General features: G+C 47.0%; 22 protein-coding genes and 1 pseudogene. 16 read left to right on the top strand and 7 right to left on the bottom strand.

Translation table 11 applies throughout. The features are described 5' to 3' along the window. Positions 1-126: 126 nt before the first annotated feature. From mobQ to CEK71_RS19710, 9 genes are all read left to right on the top strand, one after another. The gene (gene mobQ / locus CEK71_RS19750) at positions 127-1,089 is read left to right on the top strand and encodes a MobQ family relaxase (protein WP_088620988.1); all 963 of its coding nucleotides are present in this window, start codon (positions 127-129) and stop codon (positions 1,087-1,089) included. Then, the gene (locus CEK71_RS19745) at positions 1,086-1,547 is read left to right on the top strand and encodes a hypothetical protein (protein ID WP_088620987.1); all 462 of its coding nucleotides are present in this window, start codon (positions 1,086-1,088) and stop codon (positions 1,545-1,547) included. Before mobQ ends, CEK71_RS19745 begins: the two co-directional genes overlap by 4 nt. Before the next feature lie 254 nt (positions 1,548-1,801). Then, a complete protein-coding gene (locus CEK71_RS19740; protein WP_088620986.1) occupies positions 1,802-2,014 on the top strand; it encodes a hypothetical protein in 213 nt (70 codons plus the stop codon). Positions 2,015-2,204: 190 nt separating this feature from the next. After that, positions 2,205-2,459: a type II toxin-antitoxin system Phd/YefM family antitoxin gene (locus CEK71_RS19735; RefSeq protein ID WP_088620985.1), complete on the top strand. Its 255-nt coding sequence runs from the start codon at positions 2,205-2,207 to the stop codon at positions 2,457-2,459. Positions 2,460-2,480: 21 nt separating this feature from the next. Next, a complete protein-coding gene (locus CEK71_RS19730) occupies positions 2,481-2,909 on the top strand; it encodes a type II toxin-antitoxin system PemK/MazF family toxin (protein ID WP_088620984.1) in 429 nt (142 codons plus the stop codon). Positions 2,910-3,150: 241 nt separating this feature from the next. Then, entirely contained in the window at positions 3,151-3,429 is a 279-nt protein-coding gene (locus CEK71_RS19725; RefSeq protein WP_088620983.1) for a CopG family ribbon-helix-helix protein, read from the top strand. Continuing rightward, positions 3,408-3,716 carry a type II toxin-antitoxin system RelE/ParE family toxin gene (locus CEK71_RS19720; protein ID WP_088620982.1) on the top strand — a complete coding sequence of 103 codons (309 nt, stop codon included), beginning with the start codon at positions 3,408-3,410 and terminating at the stop codon, positions 3,714-3,716. The genes CEK71_RS19725 and CEK71_RS19720 overlap by 22 nt, the downstream gene beginning before the upstream one ends. Before the next feature lie 13 nt (positions 3,717-3,729). Continuing rightward, positions 3,730-4,278 carry a recombinase family protein gene (locus tag CEK71_RS19715; protein WP_088620981.1) on the top strand — a complete coding sequence of 183 codons (549 nt, stop codon included), beginning with the start codon at positions 3,730-3,732 and terminating at the stop codon, positions 4,276-4,278. Positions 4,279-4,359: 81 nt separating this feature from the next. Continuing rightward, a complete protein-coding gene (locus CEK71_RS19710) occupies positions 4,360-6,456 on the top strand; it encodes an AAA family ATPase (protein WP_198328350.1) in 2,097 nt (698 codons plus the stop codon). 13 nt (positions 6,457-6,469) lie between these two features. On the opposite strand, the gene CEK71_RS19705 is transcribed toward CEK71_RS19710, so the two are convergent. The 3 genes from CEK71_RS19705 to CEK71_RS19690 all read right to left on the bottom strand — a co-directional run bounded on the left by CEK71_RS19705 (position 6,470) and on the right by CEK71_RS19690 (position 9,425). Continuing rightward, positions 6,470-7,075 carry a hypothetical protein gene (locus tag CEK71_RS19705; RefSeq protein WP_157679462.1) on the bottom strand — a complete coding sequence of 202 codons (606 nt, stop codon included), beginning with the start codon at positions 7,073-7,075 and terminating at the stop codon, positions 6,470-6,472. Between the two features lie 4 nt (positions 7,076-7,079). Further along, positions 7,080-7,283, bottom strand: a complete 204-nt coding sequence (locus CEK71_RS19700) for a hypothetical protein (RefSeq protein WP_088620979.1) — start codon at positions 7,281-7,283, stop codon at positions 7,080-7,082. A gap of 573 nt (positions 7,284-7,856) precedes the next feature. Further along, positions 7,857-9,425: a type IV secretory system conjugative DNA transfer family protein gene (locus CEK71_RS19690; protein ID WP_088620977.1), complete on the bottom strand. Its 1,569-nt coding sequence runs from the start codon at positions 9,423-9,425 to the stop codon at positions 7,857-7,859. 529 nt (positions 9,426-9,954) lie between these two features. Between CEK71_RS19690 and CEK71_RS24355 the strand changes: the two are divergent. Further along, positions 9,955-10,098: pseudogene (locus CEK71_RS24355) on the top strand (IS701 family transposase); the annotation flags it as partial. A gap of 2 nt (positions 10,099-10,100) precedes the next feature. Here CEK71_RS24355 and CEK71_RS19685 read toward each other — a convergent pair. Both CEK71_RS19685 and CEK71_RS19680 read right to left on the bottom strand, forming a co-directional pair. Beyond that, on the bottom strand, positions 10,101-10,529 hold the full coding sequence (locus CEK71_RS19685) for a hypothetical protein (RefSeq protein WP_088620976.1): 429 nt from the start codon (positions 10,527-10,529) through the stop codon (positions 10,101-10,103). Continuing rightward, entirely contained in the window at positions 10,526-13,426 is a 2,901-nt protein-coding gene (locus tag CEK71_RS19680; RefSeq protein ID WP_088620975.1) for a caspase family protein, read from the bottom strand. Before CEK71_RS19680 ends, CEK71_RS19685 begins: the two co-directional genes overlap by 4 nt. Between CEK71_RS19680 and CEK71_RS19675 the strand changes: the two genes are divergently transcribed. Then, positions 13,425-13,622, top strand: a complete 198-nt coding sequence (locus CEK71_RS19675; RefSeq protein WP_088620974.1) for a hypothetical protein — start codon at positions 13,425-13,427, stop codon at positions 13,620-13,622. The genes CEK71_RS19680 and CEK71_RS19675 overlap by 2 nt on opposite strands. Before the next feature lie 96 nt (positions 13,623-13,718). Here the strand turns inward: CEK71_RS19675 and CEK71_RS19670 are convergent, their stop codons facing one another. Continuing rightward, on the bottom strand, positions 13,719-14,504 hold the full coding sequence (locus tag CEK71_RS19670) for a restriction endonuclease (RefSeq protein ID WP_088620973.1): 786 nt from the start codon (positions 14,502-14,504) through the stop codon (positions 13,719-13,721). A 600-nt stretch (positions 14,505-15,104) separates the two neighbouring features. Here CEK71_RS19670 and CEK71_RS19665 point away from each other — a divergent pair. Further along, positions 15,105-17,000 (top strand): bifunctional metallophosphatase/5'-nucleotidase, encoded by a 1,896-nt coding sequence (locus CEK71_RS19665; protein ID WP_088621702.1) that lies wholly within the window; start codon positions 15,105-15,107, stop codon positions 16,998-17,000. A gap of 66 nt (positions 17,001-17,066) precedes the next feature. Here CEK71_RS19665 and CEK71_RS19660 read toward each other — a convergent pair whose 3' ends face one another. Beyond that, positions 17,067-18,539: a S1 family peptidase gene (locus tag CEK71_RS19660; protein ID WP_088620972.1), complete on the bottom strand. Its 1,473-nt coding sequence runs from the start codon at positions 18,537-18,539 to the stop codon at positions 17,067-17,069. A 421-nt stretch (positions 18,540-18,960) separates the two neighbouring features. Here CEK71_RS19660 and CEK71_RS19650 point away from each other — a divergent pair, with 421 nt between their 5' ends. From CEK71_RS19650 to CEK71_RS19635, 4 genes are all read left to right on the top strand, one after another. After that, positions 18,961-19,347: a DUF6979 family protein gene (locus tag CEK71_RS19650; RefSeq protein WP_088620971.1), complete on the top strand. Its 387-nt coding sequence runs from the start codon at positions 18,961-18,963 to the stop codon at positions 19,345-19,347. A 176-nt stretch (positions 19,348-19,523) separates the two neighbouring features. Beyond that, a complete protein-coding gene (locus CEK71_RS19645) occupies positions 19,524-20,087 on the top strand; it encodes an REP-associated tyrosine transposase (RefSeq protein WP_088620970.1) in 564 nt (187 codons plus the stop codon). A 375-nt stretch (positions 20,088-20,462) separates the two neighbouring features. Beyond that, positions 20,463-20,954 carry a hypothetical protein gene (locus CEK71_RS19640; RefSeq protein WP_157679458.1) on the top strand — a complete coding sequence of 164 codons (492 nt, stop codon included), beginning with the start codon at positions 20,463-20,465 and terminating at the stop codon, positions 20,952-20,954. Positions 20,955-21,076: 122 nt separating this feature from the next. Then, complete coding sequence (locus CEK71_RS19635) at positions 21,077-21,463, top strand: DUF5071 domain-containing protein (protein ID WP_088620968.1); 387 nt, start codon at positions 21,077-21,079, stop codon at positions 21,461-21,463. The last annotated feature ends 336 nt before the right edge of the window (positions 21,464-21,799 follow it).

The following is a 21,799-nucleotide window of genomic DNA, read 5'->3' as shown; positions in this document are numbered from 1 at the left end:
AGCGGTTTTCAACCAAACATAGCCACCCCGTAGGGGTGAAAAATTTGCACGCAGTGCAACAATTAACGGCGTAGCCGTTCGCCACCCTTGCGGGTGGCGTTCCTCGCTTCGCTCGGAGTTATTCAGATGAGTTATTTTAGGCTTGAGGTTAAAATAATCGGCAGGTCAAGCGGGCAATCTTCCGTTGCAAGTGCTGCTTATCGTTCAGGCGAAAAATTGCACGATGAGCGGTTAGGGAAAACTTTTGACTATACAGAAAAAAAAGGCGTTGAAAGGTCGCTAATACTCGCACCAGAAAACGCCCCTGATTGGGTTTATGATAGGTCTAAACTTTGGAACGAAGTGGAGGCAAGGGAAGATAAACAAAACAATCACGCAACTGCACAAGTTGCCCGTGAGGTTATTTTAGATTTTCCTAGGGAGCTTTCCAAGGAACAAAGGGAAGCAATGGCAATCAATTTTTGCAAAAATGAGTTTGTGGCAAAAGGCATGGTTGCCGATATAAATTTTCATAATAAAACCGCTTCGGATGGGGGCGAAAAACCACACGCCCACATTATGCTTACCATGAGGCATATTAACGAAAACGGCTTTGAAGGAAATAAGGCACGGGATTGGAATAATGCCGTATTCACAAAAGATGATTACATCAAAGATAGTTCTTCATTGGTCGGGCTTCGGGGTCGCTATGCGGATTATGTCAATAATGCCCTTGCCGATAGCGGTTCAGATGTTCGGGTTTCGCATTTAACCAATGCGGAAAACGGCAAAGAAATTAAGCACGAATATCAGCCGATAGAAGTTTATCAAATGCAAGCGAGGGGCGTTTATAACGAGGCTTTTTTTAACAGGCTACACGACAAAACCGCCACGATAGAAAATTATCAGGCTTCCTTAAAAACCGCACGGGGTCGGGGCTTAAAAATGGGCGTGGAGGATTACGAATATATGAAGGCGAGGCGGTCGGTTGAGGTGAACACAAAGGCGGATATTGCCCCGCCTTCACAAGCCCAAAAAACAACGGTACAGATAGGCTCTTTTTACCACTCAAACGATTTTATAAAAAATGATAGGGGGCTGGATATATGAGCAAAGCACAAGATTTATATCAAGCAAGGCTGTTAGAACTTAACAGGCACAAGGAAGCTGTGCCAGAAACTGCCCCCCAAGCGGTGGGGAATCCGCCCCCCGTGGCGGATCACCCCACCGCTGACGAAATAGAGATTGATTTTTTCGTTTATGGCTCGGATAGGACAAAGCGGGTTAAAAATATGCTGTCTTTTTACCTGCTCAACGAAACGATTATTGATATTCCCTATATTCAAATTAGAAAGGTAAAATCCCACCAAAACGCTTTAATCCAGCTTTTTACGGGTGATTCAATCATCACCCTAGAAGGCACAAAAGTTAATTTTATCAGGGAACGGATTAAACACGGCTCGCTTTCTTATGTTCGGGAAGGCGGAAAGAAAAACCCGCCCCAAACGCCTGACGGCGTGGCGGTTTATTCAATTACTGAAACCAGTTTTACAGATTTGGAAGAATAAAAATAAGTGTTGCCATTTTGACAACTTTAGTTTAAGCATTTCCTTGACTATGCAGTTGCATAGTTGGGGTGTAGTAACCTCTCAAAAAAGCGGTTAGTGTAGCCGTAAATTGCACTCCCTGCCTCTGGTGGGGAGGCGTTAGCGTATGTTCAAGGTGAAAGCCTAAAGGCTGATGCAAACCTTCTTTTTTGGGTTTTACTAACTCCCCGCCACCACTGGGACTTTCCCCCGTGGTTCTTCTATCGGGGGCGGTTATGGAATTTGTAAAGCCCAATATCAGGGCAGCAATTGACAATTTGCAATATGTTGATGAACAGTTGCACTTGATGGGAACAAACGAAGATTTTGCACTCTCGCCACATGAGCGGGAAGACTGGCGGATGTTTTGCCAACAGCTCCGTTTTGTGGGCAAATATGCCGAAGCACTAGAACAATTGCTTTACCTTCGTAATAAGGTTTTAGAATGAGTTCGCTACCGCTCACCCAATAATTTAATTGGGGGCTGTCTGCCCCCAAACCCCCGAAAGTATTTAGACAAAGAGATGTTGAGGGGTTGCCCTGTAATGAAAAACAATAGCAATAAAAACGCTTGTCAATTTCCGTATTTTACATATAATGAATGTATTGTGTATATTGCAGATATATTAAGGGGGAGTTATGGTAGAAGTTCCAGCAACCGAATTTGTTAAAAATTTTGGGCAGTACAGGGAACGGGTGCAACGGGAGACTATCGCCGTTACAAGCCACGGGCGGACGAGTGGCTATTTCCTTTCTGAACATGAATATATGTTGCTTATGGCACATTCAAGACGAGCTTATCATATAAGCGAATTGCCAGAAAAAACTATTGAAGGAATTGCCACGGCACAAATGGACTCTAGGCACGATTACCTAAACGCCTTAATGGATTAGACCAGCAAGAAATAAATACCTATGGCTTTACCAGAACCAGAATGTGGGCTTGTCATTTCCTATTCTTATTTGTGGAGAAATGAGTATCAAGCAGGAAAAATAGAAGGGGTAAAAAATAGACCTTGTGCCGTTATTTTTGTTGTAATCAATGATGATGATAGCCAAACCGTCACAGTTGCCCCGATAACTCACACACCACCAAGTAACCCCTCTGTAGCCATTGAGATTCCGCAAAAAGTAAAGCAACATTTAGGTTTGGATTGGGAAAAATCGTGGATTGTGCTTGATGATTTTAATGAATTCCTGTGGCCCGGCTATGACCTGCGGATTATCAACGGAAAAATGGGGCGATACGATTACGGATTTATTCCCCCTGCATTGTTTAAGCAAATATCCCAAAAAGTTCTTGAACTTGACAAAAAAGGCTTAATTGCCACCCCTCGTGATTAACTCCCTAGATTTTTCGCATTCTGCCACCCCTGTGCCATAAATCAAGATATTTGACACAAACCCGCACCCCTGATAAATCAAGGGCTTATTTGTGCCATAAATCAAGGACAAAAAGAAGCCATGAAGGGCGGGGGGTAAATCATATTTTTGACCATTGTTTTTAACGCTTGCCATCATTTTTGTTTTGCGGTATATATTATCAGTACCTATTATTGATTGTTAATACTTTGAGGTGGCTAATATGGCAACAAACAAAGCTGTAAAACTGGATGAAGCAACCTATGACCGCTTAAAAGCGTTAGGTGAAACCCGTCAACGCACCCCGCATTGGTTGATGAAGGAGGCAATAAAACAATTTCTTGAACGGGAAGAAAAAGAAGAGGATAGACGGAAAGACACGCTCGAACGCATAGCACGATTTGAAAAAACTGGTGAATCAATCCCTTTTGAAGTTGTTGACGCATGGCTTGCCACATGGGGAAATGAAAACGAGGCTAAATGTCCAATCTCCGCAAATTAAAAATATTTCCCGAAGCCGTTGCAGATTTAGAAAGGCTTCGTGAATTTATAAAAATCCACAATCCCACCGCTGCCAATCGTTCAGCAAAGAGCATCAGGGAGGCTATACATAAAATTCCACATCAGCCTTTTCTAGGGCATCCGATAGCAACCATTGAAAACCCCGAATTGCGGGAGCGTTTTATTCCTTTTGGTAAATCTGGGTATTGGGTTGAATATCTTGTAAAACCCGAAGAAATCCATATTGTTAAAATCTGGCATTCACGAGAAAACAGAGAAAAGCCGTAGGATAAAAAGGCTTATGAAAATTGGTTATGCAAGGGTATCAACTGACGAGCAAAACCCCGACTTACAAACCGATGCACTCAAGGTGGCGGGATGTGAGCGGATTTTTACCGACAAGGCAAGCGGGGCGAATGCCAAGCGGTCGGAGCTGGCGAAGTGCCTTAAGGGCCTGGCGGGTGGTGACACGCTGATAGTTTGGAAACTGGACCGGCTGGGCCGGTCGCTGCATGACCTTATCGGCTTACTGGACGAACTCAAAGCAAGGGGGGTGGCTTTCCAGTCGCTCACCGAAGCCATAGACACCACCACGCCCACGGGGCGGGCAATGTGGCAAATGGTCGGGATACTGGCGGAGCTGGAACGCTCATTGATTCAGGAACGAACCAAGGCGGGCAGAGCTGCTGCGGTCGCCCGTGGCGTGAAGATGGGGCGGAAGGTGAAACTAACCCCGCAACAGGTCGCCCACGCCCAAAAACTCATAGAGCAGGGCGAACATCACGACACTGTGGCGAAGTCGCTGGGCGTGTCTCGGCGGACGCTTTACAGGTGGCTACATTCTAGTTGAATAACTAAGGTTAGCCATATGTTACCATATAGCTATATTATTATCTAAAACTCATAAAATAAGCATAATAAGGAATATATAATGGATTTTTTAATTAAAAACTGTAATAGCATTGAACAAGCAGAAATAAAAGTTGAGGAAGGGAGGCTAAATATCAAATATGGAATAAATGGAACAGGAAAAAGCACTATTTCTAAAGCAATAGAGTTATATATTAACAACAACAAAAACTTAAGTGAATTAACTCCTTTCAAATACCTTGGTAAAAAGACCAAAGAAGAATTTAAACCTTCTATAGAGGGTGCTGAAACATTAAAATCAGTTTCTATTTTTAATGATAATTACATAAATCAGTTCGTTTTTAAGCAAAGTGAAGTTATCAATAACAGTTTTGATATATTCATTAGAAATGATGACTATAAAGAAAAAATACAAAAAATAGAGCATCTTATATCTGGGATAAAAGAAACATTCAAAAACAATGAAAACTTGGAACAAATAATAAAAGACTTAACAGGTATGAGTGAGGGTTTTGGGTCATCTAAATCTGGCATTGATGCTCGTGCCAGTATTGCCAAAGGTATCGGAAAAGGAAATAAAATTGAAAATATACCCGCTGGTCTTGAGGCTTACTCTGACTATTTAAAGAATGAAGCCAACATCAAATGGATAAAGTGGCAAATTGAAGGCAATAATTTTGTAAATATATCTGAAAACTGCCCTTATTGCACATCACCAACAAAAGACAAAAAAGAAAGCATAAAATCGGTTGGTGCAGAGTATGACGCTAAATCTATAGAACATCTTAATAAAATTTTGGGTATAGTTGAGAGTCTCGGTATATATTTTAACGATGACACAAATAATAAACTCATTGATATTACAAAGAATAAAACTGGTTTATCAACAGAAGAAAAGAATTACCTTATAGAAATAAAAGGGCAAATTGATGTATTGAAAAATAAGTTAATCACGCTTAAAGGAATGACTTTTTTTACATTAAGTGATGTAGATAAAGTAGCCGACAAAATAAAAGATTTAAAAATTGATATTGGACTTTTATCCCATCTTAATGCCACGGAAACAGTAAAAATTGTAAATGAAATCAATAACTCTATTGATTCTGTTTTAAATGAAGCTGGAAAATTACAAGGTGAAATTATAAAACAAAAGAATGGAATCCAAAAAACAATAAAAGAACATAAAGAAGAAATAAATAAATTCCTACGCTTTGCTGGATATAAATATCTTGTTGATATTGAAAATGACGGTGAAGAATACAAAATGAGGCTTAAACATGAGGACTCACCTGATAGCGTCAAAGGCGAACAATGCTTAAGTTACGGAGAAAAAAATGCTTTCTCATTAGTCTTATTTATGTATGAAAATTTGTCTAAAAATCCAGATTTAATTGTTCTTGATGACCCAATATCATCTTTTGATAAAAATAAAAAATTCGCAATTATTGATATGCTTTTTAGAAGAAAAAAAAGCTTTAATGGAAAAACAGTAATGATGATGACGCATGATTTAGAGCCTATGATTGATATGGTAAAAACTTTGCATCGTAACTTTGCGCCAATTCCTATGGCGAGTTTTCTTGAATCCAAAGATGGTATTGTTCGTGAACTTGAAGTTAAGGCAAGTGACATAATGACATTTACTCAAATTTGCAATGATAATACTGAATCCCAAAGCGGGGATATCATTAAGCTAATCTATTTACGGCGTTATTATGAAATAATTAGTGATAAGGGTTTGGAATATCAGCTTTTATCTAGCCTATTTCACAAAGAATCTAAACCTACGATTAAACTTAATCAAACAACAATCGAGATGTCGCCCGAAGAGATAATAAATGCTTCTGATTCTATCAAAAGCAAAATACCAACTTTTGATTATGGTATTATTTTAGGACAAATAACAAACAAAAATGAAATGCTTCTCTTGTATAAAGATGCTTCTAATAATTATGAAAAATTACAAATATTTAGAATAATTACAGAACATCACGATGTTGAATATGGAGATAACGCCATAATAAAAAAATATTTTAATGAAACATTCCATATAGAAAACGAATATATAATGCAATTAAACCCGTGTAAATATGAGATTATTCCTCAATTTATTATAAAAGAGTGCGACTTATCGTTATTATCAACAGAAATTATTTAGAAAATGATATATTTTAATTACTAAAAGCAACCGAAACAAAACTTGCTATGTCTGCATCCTTTTCGGGGACGGGGTAACGCTGCAAATCCTTGTTGATGTCGTCAAGGGCATTATGGATAAACACACCCTGCCAACTTGTGGCGGGGCTGACCCTGTAAGTTTGCCCCGATTTTTCCACATTGAACGCCTCAAAATACGCCACACCGCCCCCGCCGTTGCCCTCTTTGGCTTGGTGAAACAGGTTTGTGCCGTCACCGAACAAAGAAAAATCAAAGCTCCAGTTATCTAACAGCTTCTTTTTAACAAAAAAATTATTGATTTCCTTGCCCTGCTTGTTCCACAGCACAAAAATAAGCAGGTTGTCGCCCTCGTCTATGTATTTGTCAAGCTCGGTTTCTTTGCTGCCCGTGATGCCTAGCATCCAAGCTGCTTGGGTGACAATGTTCACTTTGCCTTTGCCGTGACGCACAAAAACCAGCCCTAAATCGTTAATGTTTTTCAGGCTCACCGATAGGGTGCTAACCCTAAAAATTTTGTCCTCAATGGTGCTTTCTGCCCCTGCGTGACCCCAAAAGCCTAACCAAAGCCAAAAAATAAAAATGCTGGGATTCTTCATCATGGCGTTAGATTTCTAAATCATCGTCAATTTCTTGCTGTTGCTCTAGGTCGGTGCTGGTGTCCACTGTTCCGTGGTGCTGCCCTTCTGGCGGGTTCGGCTCGTGGATGTCTAAATCTTCGGTGGTTTTCCGCCCCCACATCGCCCGCTCGTATTCGCCCCGTGTGCTGTCCAAAATATCGTTATACATCCCTTTTGCCTGTTTGCTCATGTTAGCCACCATTGATTAAGCGTTGCAAATGTTCGTCCAGCTTGGTTTTTATTTCGGCTTCCGTTTCAAAATAGCCTTGTTTCTTTAGCAAGGGCTTAACCTCTGGGCGGGGCAAATCCTCCGCCATAGGTTCGGTTTTTAGGGGTTTTAGCTTGGGTCTTGCGGTCGGGGTTCGCCTCGCCTTGGGGCTGGATGTAATCCAACTGCTAAATTTTTGCTCTGGCAGTCCGTATTTGGTGAGGTAGAAAAACAAGAACGAAACCACCAACAACAAAGGTAAAAAATAATTATATTCTTGGTTGTTTATGGCGTACCAATCGGCAAAAATAAGAACGCCACGCACTAGCCAAACTAACCAGCTAATCCCCCTTATGGTGTCAAAAATGCTGTTTATGATGCTAGAAAACAACCATAATACAAAGGCAAGGGGGGAAATGGTAAAAAACCATAACAATTTTACTATCCAGCCAATTAGAAAAAACCGCCCTGTGCTATACCACACTAACCCAAGGATTAAAAAGCCAATGCCTAAAAAAATTACCATTTCAGGCAAAAAATTATTACTTAAATAATTCATGTTTTTTGGTTAAAGCTGGCGATTAAAAACGGCTTGCCCGTATGCTTCCAGATTTTGCCACCCGATACAATCACGCCGTCAACTAAAAAGCGGTTTTCCTTGCTGCCCCTGCGGAGCTGTGAGCCAAAAAAAGCGGGTTGCAACAGATAATCAATCACTTGGTTTTTTGCCCTGCCTTCGTGCCTGCCGTGGTGCTGGCTGTTGTTCGTGTTGCGGTTGTGGTTCTCGTTGCTGTTCATCGCCCGCCCCCCTCCGCCGTCCAAAAACCCGTGGCTATGGTGGTTAATGCCTCCGCCCTGTCCTTGCCCCCTACCTTCGCCCTCGCCCCTGCCTTGCCCTTCGTTGATGCCTTCGTTTTCGCTGTAGCGGTACACCAAACCTTTGCCGATGCTGTTCGCTGCCCAAAGGCGGGTGGGTTCATCCATGCAACTATGGATTATCCTAGTTTGCAGGTTGGAAATTATCGTTTCTACTGCATCCCCTGTGGCGTTGGTGTTCAGTGCCGCTTTTAGGGTCGGGATGGATTGGGTTAAAAACACAGTGCAAATTTTTTTGCTGCGGGCGGTCGCCGTAAATTCCACATCATAGGAATTTGTAAAGGCTTGGTATTCATCGCACCACAAAAACACGGGGCGGAAGGGTTCGGCGGTGCTGCGTCTCTGCATCGCCCTTACCCACGCATACTTAAAAATGTTTTGGGCGATAATCCCGCCCCGTTGCCAAGTTTCAAGCGGAAAATCCAGCAAAAAAATTGCCCCATGTTCTGACATTTCAGGGACTACATTTGTTGAGGTGCAAAAGATTTTTGCAATGTCGCCCTTGGTAAAATCTAACGCCATGCTGTCAAGGGTTGCAATGATGTTAGAGCGGGTTTTTTTGTCCATTTCAATAAAACTATCCAGCCAATTTGTGACCGCCCGCATGGTCGCTATTCTTTCGGGGTTTTCTTGTGAGTTTTCGCAAGCCAACACAAGGGTTAAAAAATAAAAAGTGGTTTGGTGTTCGGCGGTTTCGGTCTCTTGTAATTTGCTGGGGATTTCCCGAATAAATTGCATCAAATCGCTAAATTTAATTTCACCATAAGCCAAAAATAAAGCGTCTATGCTGTGGCTTAAAAGCAACCTGACGCTATCGCTCCAAAAACTGCCGTTGTTGTCGCTCCCGCTGCCGTCCACGACTTTCTTAAATTCGTAAATTTTCATAAACACATCAAGGGCAAGCGGGGTGTTGTTCCCGCCCTTGTCTATGCGGTTCAGTTCGTAATCAATGAAATTAAACCGCCGTTGTGCCGTTCCGTCCAAAATCACAAGGCTGTTTTCCCGCCCTGTTTCCTTGGCGTAGCGTTTCCATGTTTTCGCCTCGTCTGGCTTATGGCAAACCACCAAACCGCCAAAACCAGCGGTTAAATAGGCTTTTGCAAGGGTTTTACCGCTTCCGCTGGTCTTTCCGCTACCCGTCCCGCCAATGCTTAAAACGCCTCTGGTGGCATCGTCCAGCGTGAACACATCGCCCTTTTTATCTGACAATTTCAAAAGTGGGGTGTTAAGGTCGTTCAAATAATTCATTTCTAGCCATTAAATCAAGCGACTGGCAAGCGAAGCACTTAAACCCTATGCAACCCTAGCCAAAGAATAAAAAGCCCTTAAAAACCACCTTAAAAGCCGTTTTTAATGTAAAGAAACTTTTTTGCTTACTGGGGCTTTTTCCAGTAAGCAAAAAAGTTTCCATCTGCGATAGCAACAAAAACCCTCAAACAATCCAAAATCTCTTTGCCTAACTACTTTCGGGGGTTTGGGGGCAGACAGCCCCCAAGTTAAAACAATGTTTGTTTGCCCGATCTGCGGAGCAGCCGGCAAACGCTTTTTAACCTGTTTTTTGGTTTATCCAGAAAAAGCACAGAGCGGTTATTAAAAGGTTATTAAAAGGTTATCGGAAACAAAAAACGCTGTTTTATTATTAAAAATCAATGTATTATCGTTTTTTTATCATGTCTCTAAACCCGTTAGTTCATGTCTCTAAACCCGTTAGTTCATGTCTCTAAACCCGTTAGTTCATGTCTCTAAACCCGTTAGTTTATGTCTCTAAACCCGTTAGTTTATGTCTCTAAACCCGTTAGTTTTCAAGCTCGAATGCCTGAAGATAAAACATAAAACCAATCATTTCGCTATGCGGGCCAAGCTGTTCGTCAAGGCCAACCAAATGGCTTATGAAGAGTTGCAAAAACTAAGGGCTGCGTAACATCAGTTATCATGATGGGCGGCGTACCATTTACCGAGGAATAAGTTGACGTGGGCATCGTTAGGGTCTTGGGTTTGTAGGCTGTGCAGTTTAGTCCAAAAAACTTGCTCGTTTTTTTGCTGGCCCCAATCCGCCCAAAGCTTGGTTTTATCCAAACCCCACACGGCGGCTTTATCTTGGCTGTCGATTTTTAGGGCTTCGGCGAAGCTTTGTTGGGCTTGGTCATAGTCTCCTATGTCTAAAAAAGCGTTGCCTTCGGTGATGAGGTTGATAACTTCTAGGGGTTTTTCAGGTGGCTGGTAGGTGTATACCGTCCACCCTGCGTTTGCCAAGGCGACGATAACCGCACCTAAGGCGCCTAGGGTCGCTAACTTTTTCTCAAGCGATAAGCCGCTCCAGAAGGTGAGCAGTGCGGTCAGTGCCGGGCTCATTGCTTTCTCCCGATGGCGAAGGACATGCCTTGTAAATCGTGCATCGGAAACTGTTCATAATTCCATTGTTTTAAGGTAATCTCCGGCACTTTTCTCTCGACAAATTTTGCCAATTCTCCAGTATCAACTAGAGAATCATCGTCGTCGTCGGCGTTTTTCAGGCCTTCTAACAGCGCGTAAGTGAACACCCCATGCTGTTCGTAGCCTTCCAAAGCCATTTTATCGTCGGCAGTCGCCGCCAAGACCGCCCGGCCAGTTGCCCGCATCAAACGGCTGATGGCGGTTTTTTGATCGATGTCGCGTGTTGCAAGCAGCTTGGGCCTTGCCGCCATAGTAAAGGCGCCTGCACCACAAGTATCTAACAAAACCAAGGCCTTTGAGGTGTTAATCTGCGCCAATAGCGTTTGTAAACCCTGTTCATCTAAGCCGCCTGTGCGTAAAGAATCGGCGTTGGTAATGACCGTTTCCCAAGGGGCAAAATGGTAGTTGCCGTCTATGGCTTGGCCGTGGCCAGCCAGATAGAGGATGAACACGTCTTGCGGCTGCACGCTGGCAGCTAGGCTTTTAAACGCGGCTTGCAGGTTGGCCAGGGTCGCGTCACGGTTCAGCAAGGGCGGCAGGATGTTGAGTTTGTCGAATAAACCATGCCCATTTTGTTGCAGCGCGGTGGTCATCGCTTGCGCGTCTTTATCCGCATAAGTCAGCTTTAAGGCGCGGTCGCGGTAATCGCTGATACCTAGGGCTAAGACGTGCAAGGTCACGGGCAGTTGCGGCTGGTCGACTTGCACGGTAGTGCTAAGGGCGCGGGAAGCGACTTTGTTGGCGGCATCGTAGACGATGATTTCAATGCTGTTAACGCCGCTGGCTAAGGCAAACTGCCGCTTTAACGGTGTGTGTCCGGGGATGCCGATACCGACCGGACGGCCATCCAGCACCGAACCGTTAATTTTGTAGACAATATTGCCGATACCGCCGCCTTGGTCGGCGATTTGGAATTCTACCGTATAGTCGGGGCTAGTTTGGTGGCTGTCGGCAGCGGACAGCAAGGTCAGTTGCGGCGGCAAGCTTTGGGCGAGGACTTGGCGGATGTCGCCAATGTCGCGCAAGGCGGTTTGGATGGCTTGTTCGTTGCCGTTAAGGCGTTGGCTGATTAAATCGGGGCGGTAAAAGCGTTTGCCCAGTTGTTGGGCACTGATGAAGACGCCTTCCTTGTCGTCGCCTTGGTTCAGGTGGTAGCCGATCAGTTCCTCGGCGCCTGGGCTGGCGGCGTAAAAGCCTTCGGGTGTCCATAACACCCAGCGTTGGCCGTCGGCATGGGGGAAAAAGGCCAGTTGTTCTTTACCGTCTTGGCTACTGTACCAGCGTATTGTGCCGTCACTAAAGGCCGCGACGGCGAAGCGTCCATCGGTGTTGAGGTTGACCGCCCAGGCTGTTCCGGGTGTGGCTATCTGCCATTGTGGGTGGCCTTGTTGGTCGAAATAGCGTAACCACCAAGAAGTGCCTAATAGAAAATGCCCGTCATCGGCACTGATGGCGAGGCTGAAAGAGGTTTCGTAGGGGGCTAATTTAAGCGGCTGGCGGTTAAATGCTGGCGTGAGTTGGTTATACCAGTCAGTAATGCTATAAGCTGAGGTGGTGGTTTTGGCGGCGGATAGGCTGTCTGTGCCGTTTTGGGGGCGGTACGCTTGCTGGTTGAGATCGAAGAGGCGCGGGGCGGCGGCGTAAGCCGTAAAGCGTAACACCGAAGCGGTGGGGTTTAAGTACAAGCCATTTATTGAGTCAGCACTCCGATAATCGGTAATCAGGGCGGTTTTTTCCAGAAGCGTGTGGTTGCCGTCTAATAGCCCCCAAGTAGGGTTGAATGTAGCATACGCTAAATGCTGGTCACGCAAAGGTAAAACATCCATAACCGTATTGCTGGTTAAAGCTATGCGCTGAGTCGCCCCGCGTCCGGCTTTTGGCCAACTGAACAAAGGGTTTATGCCAGAATCGTCATCATAGCGTCCGCCTGCATACAAAGTTTGTCCGTCCGCTGACCAAGCTACAGCGCTTAAGTTACCATTATCCACGCCTTGGGTGTCGGGTGCGTAGGCCAGATGCAGATCGTCGGCGGACAGTACGTTTACCTTAGTGCTGTCATTAAAGCCTACGGCAATCTGGCGACCATCGGGTGAGAAACGCACTGCAAACGGCTGTTTACCGTCGATTAAGGCTTGCTTATGCAGTAACTGGAACTGCGGGTTATATAAGCGGATAAAGCCATCAAAACTACTGCTGACCAAGCGGCCTTGATGGTCAAAGTCCAGCCGATAACTGCCATCGCTATAGGCCTTATCGGCGGCGACTTCCTGTAAGTTGGCCGTGTCATAAATGCGGATACCGTTTGGGCCACCTAAGGCCGCCGCTAAAAACTTACCGTCAGAGGAATAGACGAGGAGATGAATGCGGCCAGGTAACGCCGCAATATGCCGTTGTAAGCGGCCACTGGCACGGTCAAATAAATAAATATGATAATCAGGATAATTATCACGCCCGGTAAAACCGCCGACTGCCACCTCAGCTCCGTCCGGCGACATCGCCACTGTGTATAGCTTGCCCTCATCGCCTTCGCCTATGGGCGGGCGTAAAATTTGTAACAAAGCCCCGCTGTGCAAATCCCATACCCGTGCGGTTTTGTCCTCGGAAGCCGTGACCAGATAACGCTCTTGGGCATCTATGGCGATTTGCCTAATAGGTGCGGTGTGCATCCCGGTTTCTAGGCGTAAGAAAGGCGTGTTAGCAATTGGGCGGGTGGGGAGCCTGCCAAAAAGGTCGGCGGTGGCTGGGGGGCTTAGGCTACCTAATAGCAATAAGCAAAACAAAACCGATAAGGTAAGGCGGATTTTTGCGGCGGACATGGCAGGCACCGGGTGGTTAGGAAGTTGGCAAGCCCGCGTGGCGGTGGGGCGGGGTAATACTTGGGATTTTTATCATAAAACACCCGTGGTGGCAAGGGGCTATGGTGGCCCTTATATAGGTGGCGGTATGGGCGAGCGGGTAATCTTGGCATTCCCTTCGGCTACGCTCAGGGAACGGCCTTTCGGCTGCGCTTAGGGAACGTTCGCTCAGGGGGTGGCAGGGATAAAAAGCTTAGCTGATTAATGGGCGGTTACTTATCCCCGATGCGCAAGGCTTTCACAAAACCAAGCTTTATTGCTGTTTGATGTTCATTACTATTCGGCACTTGGGGTAGTTGACGCAGCCCCAAAATTCATTGCCAGCATTTTTGCCGGTTTTGGCGGTGCGCCTGACCATTTTGGTATCGCATCTTACGCACGTCGGGGTGGTGTAATCGCCTTGGGTGGCGATGTCGCCAAGGCGTTTTTTGTTGGTGTCGTCTAAGCCATTGATTAGGGCGATGAGTTCGTCGCTGTCGATTAACAGCAGGTTTTTGCCTTTGGCAAAGGCCAGCGCGGCGGGGGTGTATTCGGAGGTGGTCAGAAAAATCCCGTGTTTGACTTTCTCGGCCGCCATTACCCCGTAGAGCTCGCGGATCAGGTTGACCCCGATGGGTCTGCTCCAAGCTTTGCACTGCGCCACCGCAAACACCTTGCCTTCTGGGTTTTTGATGCGTATATCAATGCCGCCGTCTGCGCCTATGCAGGTGACTTCCGCCATGCAGTTTTTGATTCTCAGGTATTCCATGCAAATTTCTTCGTACCGCTTCCATTCTAAGGCGCGTAAAAAGGTTGTTGTCCAGTGGATGGCCACCCCTTTGCGGTGTGGGGTGAGTGCTGGGGCGTTAGTGTGGGCGTTAGGCGTAAAGGCTTTTTTTAACGCCTGATGGTCACTAGATTTGGCAGTGGCTGTCCGTTGCGGCCTTGCTTTGCGCTTTGCCGTGTTGCGCCGCGTCGGTTTAGCGGCTTTTTTAACCCCTTTCACCAATACGTCTATGACGGCGATAACAACGAAAAAAGTAATGATTAGGCTCCACATGATAATGAGGGTTTGTTAGGGTAATGGGAATGGCGATAAGCCCACAAAAAAACGGCGTGAGCAATGTCGGGCCGTCTGTGGTGAATACGGGTTAAACCCCTATTATAAAGGTTTTAAAGCAAGCGCGGGGGGATAGGATGACGGCTATGAAAAGCCGTCGGATTATGCCGCTGGATTGGTGATTTTTTAAGCGTAGCTTATCGATTTAAGCGCCAAATTGGGCGGCGATAGCCACGCTAATTGATCTTTGATGACAACCGCGTTAGGAACGTGCATGAAATAAAAGCTGTTGTCGGGGCGAAAGTATGGCAAGCCCCGCCCACCCCATTGCCCGCCTTACGCCGGATGGTAACGCCGATAGATCATCCCCATTAACCAGCGCTTTCGTAATACTGTCATTTTGCTTGGGTACACTAGGCTAGCTGCTACCTTGAGCAGGGCTAAAACGTTAACCGCCAAGCGATTGAAAAATCATGACGACAGGGTTTGCCCCTATATTTTTCAATGTTTTTAGTCTGGCTGGGGGTGCGCAGTATAACGTGAAGCCTAGTATCAGGTTAATCCATCTACTATCAAAGGGGTTTATCGATGTTGTTTAAAATGAAAAAATTAGTCTTGGGTTGTGCGTTAGCCGCCGCCTCTACTGGCGCGTTTGCCGCTACGTCTACCACAGTGCGGATTATCGCTTTTAACGATTTTCACGGTAACTTGCAATCGCCGGGTAACTTCAGCATTCAGCCGGGCGGGTCGGGTACGGCGTTAATTTCCAAACCGTCCGGCGGGGTTGACTATTTGGCGGGATATGTCGAGTCTTTGAAAATCGGTTATCCTAATAACATCGTGGTTTCGGCGGGTGATTTGACGGGTGCCAGCCCGCTGATTTCCGGTGCGTTTCATGACGAACCGGCCATTGAAACCATGAACCTGTTAGGTTTGGAATTTAATGCCGTGGGCAACCATGAGTTTGATTATGGCCAAACGGAAGTCCTGCGCAAACAACATGGCGGCTGTTATCCTAAGGGCGTAGTGGGTGTGGACACTTGTTTGGGTGCTACGTCAACAGCTACTCCTGTGCCGGTCGCCTATCCGTTTGAAGGCGCTAAATTTAAATATTTGTCCGCCAACGTTACCCGGCCTTCAGGAAAAACCTTGTTCCCGGCTTATGGCATTAAATCGTTTGACGCGCCATTAAACAAACTGACGGGTAAGGTGAAAGTGGCCTTTATCGGTATGACCTTGAAAGACACGCCGAGCATTGTTACGCCGACAGGTGTGGCTGGTCTGACCTTTAAAGACGAAATACAAACCGTTAACGCGCTGATTCCTGAATTACGCGCCAAAGGTGTGGAAAGTATCGTCGTCTTGATCCACCAAGGCGGTTTCCAAGGTTCAACCGGCCCTAACTACATCAACGATTGTTCGTTGGCTTCTAACGGTACGGCGGATGCCACCGCTTTGGAACCTTTGCGCAGTATTGTCAAAGGTTTGGATGATGCGGTGGATTTGGTCGTCTCTGGCCATACCCATACCGGTTACACTTGCCAATTGCCGAACAGCGTAGGCCGTAGCATTCCTGTTACCCAAGGCGGTAACTATGGCCGGGTGCTGACGGCGATTGATTTGACGGTCGATACCAAAAGCCGTGATGTGATCGGCGCGACGTTCAGCAACACGGTAGTTGACCGCAGCAATGTCGCCATTACCCCCAATGCCACCATCAAAAGTGTTGTCGATGCTTACGCGACTAACATCTCGCCGATTGCCAACCAAATCGTGGCCACTATCGCCGCGCCCGTGTTGAACAGCGATACCGCCAATGGCGGTACAGGTGAAAAACCGGCCGGAAATTTGATCGCTGACAGTATGTTGGCGGCAACATCGCCTGTTAAATTTGGCGGTGCAGTCATCGCTTTCACTAATGCAGGCGGTGTGCGTGCCGATTATTCCAACAAAGCCATTCCGGCAGTCTACCCTTATAACCTGACTTATGGCGATGCTTTTACGGTACAGCCGTTCGGCAACAATATGGTGACTATGACGGTTACTGCCCAGCAATTGAAAGACGCGCTGGAAATGCAGTTCCCAGGCAGCAACTGTGTTCTGCCTAGCGGTGTCAACGGCCAAATCCAGCAACGGATTTTGCAGCCATCAAATGGCTTCAAATTTTCTTGGAGCGCGACGGGCGCAAGCTGTAGCAAAATCCAAGACGTGAGCCTGACGACGTATGACAGCTTCGGCACGGTCAGCAATGTCGACCAAATCGTCAGTGCGGGTGTGGTACTGAACCCTAGCCAAACTTACCGGGTAACGGTTAACAGCTTTATGGCGACAGGCGGCGATGCTTTCGCGGTATTCAAATTAGGCACTAGCCGTTTGGGCGGCGCGCAAGATATTGATACGACGGCGGCTTATTTGGCGCAGTTTAAAGCCCCTAACCCTGCTTATGATCCAAGCGCGGCCAGTTTGCACACACCGCGTATCGTTAAACTGCCTTAAGCGTTATTTTTGTTAGGGATGCCTTAAGAAAGCCGCACCTTCGGGTGCGGCTTTTTTTATGGCCGCTCAGTTAGCCACCACAACCTGCACCACGGCGGGCTGCAATTTTTCGTATAACTCTTCAACCGACGGGTTAACCGTCTGGGCTTTGCCCCGCTTAGTGCGGGCTTGTGCGGTTTTCGGCACTAACGCCCGCAAGGCTTCGGCGCGGACGGCAAAAGCACCTTTGCCTAACAGGCTGTCGCGGTTGGTGATGCCTTTGAGCGGCTCGTGCGGGCCCAGCGTCATGCCGATTAACTGGCCGGACGGGTCGAACACCGGGCTGCCGCTATTGTCCGCCCCCCCTAGTGAGCCGCTCATCTGCATCAACCCGCCCACGCCGACCTCAGGCCTGACCACGACGCTGGGAGCTACCAGCGGGTAACCCGCCTCCACACCGTCGGTGACCGGATAACCGAACACAAAGCAAAATTTCAGCTGCTTCGGCATGGGCATTAAGCCGGGCAGGCTCCACACTTTCGGGTAAGCTTGGGGTAAGCGCAGCAAGGCCAAGCCTTGGTCGGGCAAGACTTTTTCAACTTGGGCGGCGCGGACTTCGCCCAAGCCATTGCGCACCCAGATGTCCTTCGCCCCATTGCTTATCAAGCTGGCGTTGGTTATGACCCGCCGCCCTTGATCGACGACAAAGCCGTTGCCGGATGTTACCGCGTTGGTGGTCAACGGCAAGGCGGCAAAATAAGGTGCGGGCCAGCGTGAGGTAGTGGCAGCTGGCGGTGTTGGGCTGGCGGTGTCCGGCGGTGTCGCACCGGGCAAGCGGGCTAACCACGCCCGTAACGGTTTGGCCGCGTCAAGCTCGCCGTTGGCCTCGTAAGCCTGCGCGGCTTTACGCCGCCAAACCGCCACGGCTTCGGTATCGCCCGCCGCCAAGGCCGCACGGGCGCGGAGCCGATAAATATCCCCGTGCGGCGGGTTTTTGGCAATCCAAGCATCCAGTTCTTTTAGCGCTTGCGGGACAGCCATCCGGTCAATGAGGATTTCGCTATATGCCCCCATTAACGCGGCATCATGCGGATGGTTTTGTAACGCGGCGTTGATTTTCGCCAAAGCCGGGACAGTTTGGCCTTCACGGTCTTCCAAATAAGCCAATAAGGCGGCGGTATCGTTGACATCGGGGTGTTCGGCGGCGACCAGATTGGCGAAGGCGATGGTTTTTCTAAACTCCCCGGCTTGTAAATACGCCCGCACCATACCGATTTCTGCGGCCGCCGACTCGCCAAACCCGGCGGCTTTATCATAAAGCTCGGCGGCCTGTTGGGGGTGGCCGCTAGCCATTGCGGCTTGGGCGCGGGTGACCAGGTCTTGGATAACCGCCTCGGCAGGGCTGGGGTCGGCAAAGCCGGGTGCGGCCAACAGCAGGCCAGCCACTAAGGCAAGGTATCGGGGCGCGGGTTTATTCAGGGTAAAAGCCATCAGTGGGAATTCCATCATCGGGGTTAAAGGCGGCGGGCGTTTACCAGCCCGGCGTATCAGCCTTACCATTATGGCATTGCCTTTAGACAGTTATGTGACAAGGCTTAACGGGGCGGGGGGCGGATTAGGGTGTGGATAGCAAGCGTATAATCGCGTAGTAATTGGGCTGCCATTCGGCTGTAAACAAAACCCGAAACGTTTCTTCTTTCATGCTTGGAAAAGTTTATCAGGCGGTGTATCGGCGGTAATCAGTGCGGAGATCAGAATGCAGGTGTCTAAAACTATTCCCTTGACTTGGTTTAACAGTTTAGGTTTCTGGACAGGTAAATTATCTGACGGGTATTGCGTAAATTATAGGATGTGCTAAATTTCGCTAAGTTTATAAAAGAAAAGAGCTATATGTTTTTAAAATAACTATGGGCAAACGGATGACGCAATATCTTGCATTATTTAGGCTGTCTGCATTACGTTGCGCATTAAGGAGAGGATAATGGGTAAATACGGAATAGCGGCTAAACATGCTGTAATGTTAGTCGCAGAAGGGCTGGATAAAAACCCTCGTTCCGCTTGGGAAAAAGTTATATTGAAGGACTTTCAAGATTCAAAATCCTCCCAAGATAAGAATTGTCCAAAATCCACTTTTCTTGCTTTATGTGAGGCTGGCCTTGTTCAAGGGATTGTTGCGGGAAGTTATACGGGTTCAGTAAAAAACAAGAAATATGCACTCAACGCAGTAGGGCACTTAAAAAGAAACCCTGAACTTGTGGCAGATGAAAATAAGCTTTGGATGCTAGCAATTGAAGGCAAGGATATAAAAGAAAATTCGCAAATGGATGTTGTCATCACGTTATGGTCTGAAGGTTTGATTAAACGATAATTTATGTTGGGCTGTTGTAGGGTACGCTGTGCGTACCTTTTTCCGGCAATAGGGTGTTGTTACAAATCAACGCTCTTTTTAGTATTCGTGGATAGATAACCGCATTTTTGTCCGTCTTTGGGATATTCGGCTAAATGGTACGCGCAGCGTACCCTACATTTGAGTGATTTTTGCTTATGTCTGATTATCGGCGGGCTTATGTGCCGGGCGGTTCGTTTTTTTTCACGGTGGTGACTGAACGTCGTGCGCCGATATTTCGCGCCGAAACTGCCCGCATGTTTTTGGGTACGGCATTACGCGATTGCCGCCGGAATTGGCCATTTCGTTTGGATGCTTTGGTTTTGCTGGACGAACATTGTCATGCAATATGGACATTACCCGAAGGTGACACCCGCTATTCGGCGCGGTGGGGCTTCATCAAAAAGGAATTTACCAAGGCATGGTTGGCGGTGGAAGGACACGAACAAGCATGTAGCTCATCACGGTTAAAACAACGGCGGCGCGGCGTATGGCAACGCCGTTTCTGGGAACACGCCCTTCGCGATGAAAACGACTACGCCCGACATTTTGATTATGTGCATTACAATCCGGTGAAACACGGTTATGTCGAACGTGTGCAAGATTGGCCTTATTCAACTTTCCATCGTTATGTAAAACAAGGCGTTTATGATACCGATTGGGGTGGTGGAAATTTTGACACATCGGTATTTGATGATTTGGATACCACCGCAATGGAGTAGGGTACGCTGTACTCTCAGGGGCATAAATGCGTACCTTTTGCACTGATTTTTATGAGGATTTTTTAAAGGTACGCACAGCGTACCCTACGGTGAATTGTAAAAGCCGAAAGCTGGCCGTTCACAGTATATTTACCTAATATACCTCGCCCATTTTGAAAGCCGTAGTTTCAATGGGTGGCCGAGGATTAACCGTTCGCCTGTCCCCAGGCTGGAGCTTGTCGAAGGGTTCACCACGAACGGATTAACTGGCAACGTCCTTAAGTTAAACTACGGATTTCAATATGGACGGGGTTTATCAAATTTCTTAAAAGGTACGCGCAGCGTACCCTACATGTTACTGCATTACGTTAGGAGTCAACCAAAAGGGGATAAGCTTTGGGGAATTCGTTCACTACAATGGTCAGGGAGTACCTTTCAAGGCTAGAAGTCCCGTTGGTCGGGGCGTTGCAAAAGTTGGTACGGTATAAGTACCCAAAAGAAGTCTATGCACTGGCATTCGAAATATTTAGCGATGGTTTTACATCCCAATTTCCCGCCCGTGCTTTCTTCATGGATAGTACAAATACCGAGTATTTTTTGTATGAAAACGGAGTGGGAAAGTACCCATCCCCAATTGATCCAAATATTTTGGAAGTTGAGTATGTGTATCCACAGGAAATTGAAGAAGAGTTTGCCGCGAAAGATCCAGAGCTTGACCCTTGGAATATTGCAACCCTCGAATTTATTGCCTGGTTCTATTCCTGCTGGACTAAGGCGGGAGGAAAGAATTTCCCTTTGGTTGCTACCATCGCACATCATGATTCATCAAGAGAATTCAATCTTATAACTGGTCAATGGCAAGAGTCCTATGCGCAATTTAACGCCTAACAAGTCGGTCAAAGGCTGCCCGCCGTTCCGCTGGCGAAGTTGGTTTTTTTTGTCACAGGTAAGCGGCTTCGCTGTAGCTAATCACGCAGGCAGCTCCTTGCCGTAACGTTGGGCATCTATACATGTCTGATTGCCGCATCATTCTTCCACGAGATAAACACGATACGTTAGCTGTTGAGCAGTTGGCGGGCTTGGGCTATCCAATTATTTCACCAGTCCTCCCGGAACTTTTGCAATGGCTACAAGACGCGAACTGGCCAGTTGCAAGACCTATCTCCGACTTGCTTGTCAAAATTGGCCAACCGATTGTACCGCTCTTACTTGAAGTGCTCAAAGGGGATGATGCAATCTGGAAATACTGGTGCCTTGAGTTAGTAATTTGCCGTCTTCCGGCAAATGTGATTGCTGATTTGCGTCCAGAATTGGAACGCCTAGCTCAATACCCAAGTGACTCAGACCGCCAAGATGAGGTGCACATTTCGGCAAATTCATTGCTGGGTCGCGTCTAATTGAGCTGCTGGGCAGCTTTAGTTCGGGTGGCTTGAAGTTTGTCCGCTAAGCTTGCGGTGCGCGGGCCGTTCGGGTTCGAGTCAAGCGTCATCCTATGCCCAACAAGTCGTCAGCCGAAGGGACTGTCCGCCGCTGGCAACGTCAGCTTTTTTCATAGATAAATGGCTTCGTTGTAGGCCATCAAGAGGTAGCCCTTTACCGTAACCTTGGGCATAAGGGTCTGCATTGGAAGTTTGTCGTGACCTTAGAAACGTGCATAAAATTAAGTAGGCGTTCTATTGCACGGGATCCCGGCTCTAGGTCTTTGGGCGAAGTCGAAGAGCCGCTCCCTTCGG

Origin of the sequence: Methylovulum psychrotolerans (genome assembly GCF_002209385.1) — a bacterium.
Lineage (GTDB): Bacteria > Pseudomonadota > Gammaproteobacteria > Methylococcales > Methylomonadaceae > Methylovulum > Methylovulum psychrotolerans.
The sequence above is the reverse complement of the archived record's forward strand: the minus strand, read 5'-3'. Positions and strand labels throughout refer to the sequence as shown.